The sequence below is a fragment of the Streptomyces purpurogeneiscleroticus genome (assembly GCF_020024005.1).
Taxonomy (GTDB): Bacteria; Actinomycetota; Actinomycetes; order Streptomycetales; family Streptomycetaceae; genus Streptomyces; species Streptomyces purpurogeneiscleroticus.
In genome coordinates this window covers 1-6,641 of record NZ_NHSG01000291.1, presented here as the reverse complement: position 1 = coordinate 6,641, position 6,641 = coordinate 1, and the positions used below count along the sequence as shown (strand labels likewise).

At 75.3% G+C, this 6,641-nt stretch carries 7 protein-coding genes; 6 read left to right on the top strand and 1 reads right to left on the bottom strand.

Annotation, left to right across the window (positions count from 1 at the left end; genetic code table 11):
- The 3 genes from CCS38_RS18715 to CCS38_RS18705 all read left to right on the top strand — a co-directional run.
- A partial coding sequence (locus CCS38_RS18715; protein WP_223734435.1) for a vWA domain-containing protein occupies positions 1 to 1,005 on the top strand: 1,005 nt, incomplete at its 5' end.
- A complete protein-coding gene (gene cobO / locus CCS38_RS18710; RefSeq protein WP_223734434.1) occupies positions 1,005 to 1,601 on the top strand; it encodes a cob(I)yrinic acid a,c-diamide adenosyltransferase in 597 nt (198 codons plus the stop codon). The genes CCS38_RS18715 and cobO, both read left to right, overlap by 1 nt.
- A 31-nt stretch (positions 1,602 to 1,632) precedes the next feature.
- Positions 1,633 to 2,997: a cobyrinic acid a,c-diamide synthase CobB gene (locus CCS38_RS18705; protein ID WP_223734433.1), complete on the top strand. Its 1,365-nt coding sequence runs from the start codon at positions 1,633 to 1,635 to the stop codon at positions 2,995 to 2,997.
- A gap of 5 nt (positions 2,998 to 3,002) precedes the next feature.
- Here the strand turns inward: CCS38_RS18705 and CCS38_RS18700 are convergent, their stop codons facing one another.
- Positions 3,003 to 3,698: a ZIP family metal transporter gene (locus CCS38_RS18700; RefSeq protein WP_263302273.1), complete on the bottom strand. Its 696-nt coding sequence runs from the start codon at positions 3,696 to 3,698 to the stop codon at positions 3,003 to 3,005.
- A 152-nt stretch (positions 3,699 to 3,850) separates the two neighbouring features.
- Here CCS38_RS18700 and CCS38_RS18695 point away from each other — a divergent pair, with 152 nt between their 5' ends.
- The 3 genes from CCS38_RS18695 (at position 3,851) to CCS38_RS18685 (ending at position 6,476) form a co-directional block, all read left to right on the top strand.
- Positions 3,851 to 4,333 (top strand): cobalamin biosynthesis protein, encoded by a 483-nt coding sequence (locus tag CCS38_RS18695; protein WP_223734438.1) that lies wholly within the window; start codon positions 3,851 to 3,853, stop codon positions 4,331 to 4,333.
- A complete protein-coding gene (gene cobC / locus CCS38_RS18690) occupies positions 4,330 to 5,367 on the top strand; it encodes an Rv2231c family histidinol phosphate aminotransferase CobC (RefSeq protein ID WP_308050833.1) in 1,038 nt (345 codons plus the stop codon). The genes CCS38_RS18695 and cobC overlap by 4 nt, the downstream gene beginning before the upstream one ends.
- Positions 5,368 to 5,462: 95 nt before the next feature.
- On the top strand, positions 5,463 to 6,476 hold the full coding sequence (locus CCS38_RS18685) for a bile acid:sodium symporter family protein (protein WP_372457112.1): 1,014 nt from the start codon (positions 5,463 to 5,465) through the stop codon (positions 6,474 to 6,476).
- Positions 6,477 to 6,641 lie beyond the last annotated feature (165 nt).

Below are 6,641 nucleotides of genomic sequence, written 5' to 3'. Positions count from 1 at the left end.
GGCTGCTCGGGGCCCGTGTCCGCGCCGGACGACGCGCCGCCGCCGTCCGGCGCGGACACGGGCCCCGAGCAGCCCTCCGTACCGGACCAGCGCTCGGACGGCGCTCCGGAGCAGCAGCCCGCCCAGCCCAGGAACGAGGCCGCCGAGGGCGGCGCCGCGCCGGAGAAGGCCGCGGTCGGTGCCACGGAGCCGTTCAAGACCCGGCGGCTGGACGTGCCGGGGCTCGGCGAGGGCGTCGACGGCCGCCGCTCGCGGGCCCGTACCGCGCACGGCCGTACCACCGGCTCCCGCCGCCCCCAGGGCGCGCTGGGCAAGCTGCACCTGGCCGCCACCGTGCAGGCCGCCGCGCCGCACCAGAAGGCGCGCGGGCGCAACGGCCGCGGCCTGCTGATCCGCCGGGACGATCTGCGCGAGGCCGTACGCGAGGGCCGCGAGGGCAATCTGGTCCTCTTCGTCGTGGACGCGTCCGGCTCGATGGCGGCGCGCAAGCGGATGACCGCGGTCAAGGGCGCGGTCCTGTCGCTGCTGCTGGACGCGTACCAGCGGCGCGACAAGGTCGGCATGATCACCTTCCGGGGCGCGGACGCCGAGCTCGCGCTGCCGCCGACCTCCTCCGTGGAGGCGGGCGCGGCCCGGCTGGAACAGCTGCCCACCGGCGGCCGCACCCCGCTCGCCGCGGGCCTGCTGAAGGCCCATGAGGTACTGCGCGTGGAGCGGATGCGGGACGCCTCGCGCCGCCCGCTGGTCGTGGTCGTCACGGACGGCCGGGCGACCGGCGGCGTCGAGCCGCGGCCGCGCGCGTCGAAGGCCGCGCAGCTGCTGGCCGCCGAGGGCACCGCCTCGGTCGTCGTGGACTGCGAGGCCGGTCCCGTGCGCCTCGGCCTGGCCGGCGAGCTGGCCCGCGACCTTCAGGGCACCGCCGTCACCCTCGACGAACTCCGCGCGGACAGCGTCTCCGCGCTCGTCCGCACCGTCACCGACACCACTCACCGGAGGGCCGCCTGATGCCGCAGGGACAGCCGACCGTCGTACCGAACGACGGCCTCACCACCCGTCAGCGCCGCAACCGCCCGCTCGTCTTCGTCCACACCGGCACCGGCAAGGGCAAGTCCACCGCCGCCTTCGGGCTGGCGCTGCGCGCCTGGAACCAGGGCTGGCCGGTCGGGGTTTTCCAGTTCGTGAAGTCCGCGAAGTGGAAGGTCGGCGAGGAGCGGGCGCTGAAGGTGCTCGGCGAGACCGGCGAGGGCGGAACGGTCGCCTGGCACAAGATGGGCGAGGGCTGGTCCTGGGTCCAGCGCGACATCGAGTCCAGCGAGGAGGCCGCGCGCGAGGGCTGGGAGCAGGTCAAGCGGGACCTCGCCGCGGAGTCGTACAAGCTGTACGTGCTGGACGAGTTCGCGTACCCGATGCACTGGGGCTGGATCGACACCGACGAGGTGATCGACGTACTGCGGAACCGTCCAGGCACCCAGCATGTCGTGATCACGGGCCGTAACGCGCCCGAGAAGCTGGTGGACTTCGCCGACCTGGTCACCGACATGACCAAGGTCAAGCACCCGATGGACGCGGGCCAGAAGGGCCAGCGGGGCATCGAGTGGTGACGACCGCAGCGATGACCGAAGTGATGATCCAGTGGTGAACGTTCCGCGCCTGGTGATCGCCGCGCCCTCTTCGGGCAGTGGCAAGACCACCGTCGCCACCGGCCTGATGGCAGCCTTCCGCGAGGCGGGCCTCGCGGTGTCCCCGCACAAGGTGGGCCCGGACTACATCGACCCGGGCTACCACGCGCTGGCCACGGGCCGGCCGGGCCGCAACCTCGACGCGTACCTGTGCGGTCCGGAGCGGATCGAGCCGCTGTTCCTCCACGGTGCGGCGGGCGCGGACCTGGCGCTCGTCGAGGGCGTCATGGGCATGTTCGACGGCGCGTCCGGCATGGGCGAGCTGGGGTCGACGGCGCAGGTCGCGAAGTTGCTGCGGGCGCCGGTCGTCCTCGTCGTGGACGCGTCCTCGCAGTCCCGCTCGGTGGCGGCGCTGGTGCACGGCTTCGCGTCCTGGGACCCGGAGGTGCGGCTGGCCGGGGTGATCCTGAACAAGGTCGGCTCGGACCGGCACGAGGCGCTGCTGCGCGAGGCACTGGGCGGCGCGGGCGTGCCGGTACTGGGCTGTCTGCGGCGCGCTCCGAAGGTCAGTACGCCCGCCCGGCACCTGGGCCTGGTCCCGGTGGCCGAGCGGGCCCCGGAGGCGGTGGACTCGGTGGCGGCGCTCGCCGAGCAGATCCGTACGGGCTGCGACCTGGAAGGACTGCTGGCGCTGGCGCGCAGCGCGCCGGAGCTGACGGGGCCCGCGTGGGCGCCCGCGGCCCCGGAGACGCCCGCCACGGGCCGCCCGGTGATCGCGGTGGCGGGCGGCGCGGCCTTCACGTTCTCCTACGCGGAGCACTCCGAGCTGCTGACGGCGGCCGGTGCCGAGGTGGTCACCTTTGATCCGCTGCGTGACGAGAAGCTGCCGGCGGGCACGGCCGGGCTGGTGATCGGCGGCGGTTTCCCGGAGGTGTACGCGCCGGAGCTGTCGGCGAACGCGCCGCTGCGCGCCGAGGTCGCCCGGCTGGCGGCCGCGGGCGCGCCCATCGCCGCGGAGTGCGCGGGCCTGCTGTACCTGTCCCGTTCGCTGGACGGCAGGCCCATGTGCGGCGTGCTGGCGGCCGACGGGCGGATGTCGGAGCGGCTGACGCTGGGCTACCGGGAGGCGGTGGCCATCGGTGACAGCGCGCTGGCGGCGGCCGGGACGCGGGTGCGCGGCCACGAGTTCCACCGCACGGTCCTGGAGCCGGGCACGGGCGACAGCCCTGCGTGGGGCTTCGTGCGCCCCGAGCGCCGTACCGAGGGCTTTGTGCAGGACGGTGTGCACGCCTCGTACCTGCATGTGCACTGGGCCGCCGAGCCGTCGCTGGCGCACCGGCTGGCGGCGCGGGCCGCGGCGTGGGCGGCGAGCGCCTGATGGCCTCAGCCGCCCGACAGGCCGACCACCAGCCACATGAAGCCCACGCCGGCGGCCGTGCAGCCCAGCGTCGACAGCGCGGGGTGGTCGTGGTGGGCCTCCGGGAGGATGTCGGAGGTCGCGAGGTACAGCAGGACGCCGCCGAAGAAGCCCAGGTAAAACCCGAGCGGCTGCTCCGGCAGGGTGACGGCCAGCGTGATCGCCGCGCCGGCGAGCGGCGCCACCGCGTCCGCGCCGAGCAGCAGCAGCGCCTTGCGCCGGGCGTTCCCGTAGAGGCTGGCGATGGTGTACGTGTTGAAGCCGTCGGCGAAGTCGTGGGCGATCACGGCGAGCGCCACGGCCACCGCCATCTCGCTGCCGACCTGGTAGGCCGCGCCGATCGCGAAGCCGTCCATCGCGCTGTGCACGACCATAGCGGCCGCGGCCGTCAGGCCCACCTGCGGGACGCGCTCCTCCGGGTCCATGCCGTGGGCCGCTTTGCGCACGGCCAGCAGCCGTTCCGCGGCGTGCGCGGCCAGGAAGCCCAGCACGAAGCAGAGCAGCGCGGCGGGGACGCCGAAGAGCTCTGTACCGGCCGCCTCCAGGGCCTCCGGCAGCAGGTCGAGGCCGACGACGCCCAGCATCAGGCCGCCGGCGAGGCCGAGGATGAGGTGGCGGCGGTCGGTGACCCGGTGGGCGACCCAGCCGCCGACGAGGGTCATCAGGAACGCGCCGACCGCGATGACCACAGGCACTGTCTCGCCCCTTCCGCCGCCGTGCCCACAGGTGTACCGGTGCCGGTACCCGTGTCACCTGCTTACTGATCCCCGGCCGGTCCCGCATGTCCGGCTCCGCCCCGCTGAAAGGACCCGCCGTGCCTGCCGAGCGCGCCGAGCGAGCACCGCTGCGGGACCTGGTGGTGGGCATCGGCGCACGGCCCGGAGTACCGGCGGAGGAGCTGACGGCGCTGGTCGGGGCCGTGCTCGCGGAGGCCGGGCTGCCGCTCGCCGCGGTGCGCGCGCTGGCCACCGTGGACGCCAGGGCCCGGGAGCCGGGGCTGCGGGCCGCCGCGGCGCTGCTGGGGTTGGAGCTGCTGTCCTACCCGGCCGCCGCGCTGGCCTCCGTACCGGTGCCGCATCCCTCGGACGCGGTGCTGGCCGCCGCCGGGACGCCGTCCGTCGCCGAGGCCGCCGCGCTGGCCGCGGCGGGCCCCGGCGGCACGCTGGCCGTCCCGAAGCGGATCACCGCGCCTCCGGACGGCGGCGCGGCCCGGGCCACCTGTGCGGTCGCCCGCCGCGCCGCACCCCACGACAGCAGCACGCAGCCGACCGTACGCACGCACGAGGAGAAGCCGTGACCACCCTGCCCGACCTTCGCCACCACGGGGACGCCGAGGTACGCGGCGCCGCGGCCGGCCTGACCGACCTGGCCGTCAATGTCCGTACGGGCACCCCGCCGGCCTGGCTCAAGGCCCGGATCGCCGCGTCGCTGGACGGGCTGGCCGCGTACCCGGACGGCACGGCGGCACGCGCAGCGGTCGCCGCCCGGCACGGCCTGCCGGCCTCCCGGGTACTGCTGACGGCCGGCGCCGCGGAGGCGTTCGTGCTGCTCGCGCGGGCCGTGCGCGCCGCGCGCCCGGTCGTGGTGCACCCGCAGTTCACCGAGCCGGAGGCGGCCCTGCGGGACGCCGGGCACGAGGTGCGCCGGGTGCTGCTGTCCGAAGAGGACGGCTTCCGGCTGACTCCGGAGGCGGTACCGGACGACGCGGACCTGGTGGTGGTCGGCAACCCCACCAACCCGACGTCCGTGCTGCACCCCGCGGAGGCCGTGGCGGCGCTGGCGCGGCCGGGCCGCACGCTGGTCGTCGACGAGGCGTTCATGGACGCGGTGCCGGGCGAGGCGGAGTCGCTGGCGTCCCGTACGGACCTGCCGGGCCTGGTGGTGCTGCGCAGCCTCACCAAGACCTGGGGGCTGGCCGGGCTGCGCATCGGGTACGTGCTGGCGGACCCGGAGATCATCGAGGCGCTGGAGCGGGTCCAGCCGCTGTGGCCGGTCTCCTCCCCCGCGCTCACCGCGGCCGAGGCGTGCTGCGAGCCGGCGGCGCTCGCGGAGGCCGAGGCGGCGGCCGCCGAGATAGCCGCCGACCGCTCGTACCTGATCGCGCGGCTGGGCGAGTTCCCGCAGATCACGGTGGTACGGCCGGCCGAGGGGCCGTTCGTGCTGATCCGGCTGCCGGACGCGGCGGGCGTGCGGGAGCGGCTGCGGGAGCTGGGCTTCGCGGTCCGGCGCGGCGATACGTTCCCGGGGCTGGGCGCCGAGTGGCTGCGGCTGGCGGTCCGGGACCGGAACACCACCGACCGCTTCGTGACGGCCCTGGAGAAGGCGCTCTGAGGGCCGTCCGAGGCCCGTCCGACGGCGCTCTCGGGGCCGTCCATCATCCGGAACAGCGTTGCCTGGGGCACCTAAGATCGCCGTAGGGTGCCGACGTGACGAACGAGCAGACGAATCAGAAGGCCGCGGCGCCCGAGGGGCCCGCACCCGCCGCGCCGGGCACCGGCGACCTCCCCGCGTCCGACCGCGCCGCGCGGCGCGCCGTGACGCTCTTCCCGCTGCTCGTGATCGTGGCCGGGCTGATCGGCCTGTTCTGGCCGTCGCACTTCACCGGCTGGGCCCCGTCCGTGCCCTGGCTGCTCGGCGTCGTGATGTTCTCGATGGGCCTCACGCTCACGGTCCCGGACTTCGCCGCGGTCGCCAAGCGGCCCTGGGCGGTCGGGCTGGGCCTGGTCGCGCACTACGTGATCATGCCGGGCCTCGGCTGGCTGGTGGCCACCGTGCTGGACCTGCCGCCCGCGCTGGCGGCCGGCGTGATCCTGGTCGGCTGTGCCCCGAGCGGTACGGCCTCCAACGTCGTGACCTACCTGGCGCGCGGCGATGTCGCCCTGTCCGTCTCGGTCGCCACGGTCTCCACCGTGGTCGCCCCGTTCGTGACGCCTCCGCTGACCTACCTGCTCGCCGGACAGTTCATGCATGTGGACGCCGGGGTCATGGTCACGGACATCCTCAAGACGGTGCTGCTGCCGGTCTTCGCGGGCCTGCTGGTCCGGCTGGTGGCCGGGCGCTTCATCGACAAGCTGCTGAAGGCCCTCCCCTGGCTCTCCGCGCTGACCATCGCGGTGATCGTGCTGGTCGTGGTGGCGGGCAGCGCGGCTCAGATCAAGGACGCGGCGGCGCTGGTGCTGCTCGCGGTGGTCCTCCACAACGGCCTCGGCCTGGCGCTCGGCTACGGCGCGGGCGCACTGGCCCGCCTGGGCCGCCCGGCGAGCCGCGCCATGGCCTTCGAGGTCGGCATGCAGAACTCCGGCCTGGCCGCATCCCTGGCCACGGCCCACTTCAGCCCGGCGGCGGCTCTCCCGGCAGCGGTCTTCTCGGTCTGGCACAACATCTCGGGCGCCTTGGTAGCGGCCTGGATGGCCCGCAGCGCCCGCAAGACCGCCGCGTAAGCAAGGCGGCCGCCGCCCTGGGGCAGGGCGCGCAGCGCCCGCCTCAGGGGCGCGGGGAACTGCGCGCCCAGCCACAACGGCGCCGCAGTCGGCCACCGACAGAACCCCGGCGGCGCTCAGCCGACCGCCGACAGAACCCCCGCGGCGCTCAGCCGACCACCCGCC